Annotated in this window: 1 protein-coding gene; it reads right to left on the reverse strand. The window is 47.3% G+C overall.

Annotation, left to right across the window (positions count from 1 at the left end):
• Window positions 1-44: 44 nt before the first annotated feature.
• Window positions 45-1,197 (reverse strand): o-succinylbenzoate--CoA ligase (gene menE, locus R7Q47_RS25365; RefSeq protein WP_318090109.1); only part of this gene is annotated, 1,153 nt, incomplete at its 5' end.

Here is a 1,197-nt window from a genome sequence, read left to right on the forward strand (position 1 = left end):
CTAATCTTCGCCTCATTTCAGCAGGGCAAATGAGCGCCAGCTATTTAACGTTGATTATCTAACTCATACAGCAGCCACTCTTTTACCGCTTTACGCGAGACTTTAATCCCACCTTCTAACAAGGCTTGTGGCATCAAATAGTAAGCGATTGGCCATTTAAACTTCTCAAGCTTTTTCCGCAAGTATTGCTCGAATTCCTGTTGGCTCAGTAACGCTTCTGATTGAATAACGGCTATAGGACGATGACCGAACTCAGCATCTTCGACTGGCACGACAATGCTCTGAGTGACGCTTGGGATTTGGTTCAATACTGCTTCTATTTCCTCACAGTGAACGTTTTCTCCACCTGAGATAAATTGATTATCGGCCCGACCGATGATCTTTAACTCATCTCCTTGCCAAGTACCGAGATCCTTACTGTCGAACCAACCATCCTCGTCCACGAATGCCGTCACTTGACCTTGGTGAAAATAGCCTGAAGCTAGCGTTTGTCCACCAATGTAAATGCGCTCATCAACCAGCTTAATCTTACGATTTTTTAGTAAATGCCCAGCATTGCTTACGTCATTGATCTGTTTTGCCGTAACGGTAGATGCTGCCTCGGTCATACCATAACCTAACCACGTCTCGATGCCTTTTTCTGTGGCTCTTACCGCCAACTCATGAGCCACATGACTGCCCCCCAGCAAAACGTGCGTCAGTGACAGTTCAACATCATCATCTAGCAAGCGTTTAAGTTGAGTCGCCACTAAAGAGGCGTGTGAAACCGCGAAGATATCGTCTGCCAGTCTTCCCGTGCCGATTTTCAATGTTGCGCCAACAAACAACCAGCGATAGACAATCGCAAGGCCGGAAACATGATAAAGTGGAAGCGACAACAGCCAAGTGTCTTGTTGATGGAAGGTGAACTCACATAGTAATCCCTCTGCCGAAGCGAGGTGCTGTCGATGCGTATGAACCACCGCTTTCGGTGCCCCCGTTGAGCCTGAGGTAAACACAATCGAAGCCAACCTGTCGTGCTGATAGTCATCCTCAGTGTTTTCAACCACGGTATCTACCGTAGGCAAAGTGAGAAAAATCGCATTTAATGCTGCTTTCTCTTCGCTAGAGTAAGCGAACTCACACTCCGGAGTTAACCAAACAAAACGCGTTTGATGATCGCCGTACAGTGTGCAGAGCTTACCTTGTAGCGCCTCG

It is taken from the genome of Vibrio sp. Vb0349 (assembly GCF_033338975.1).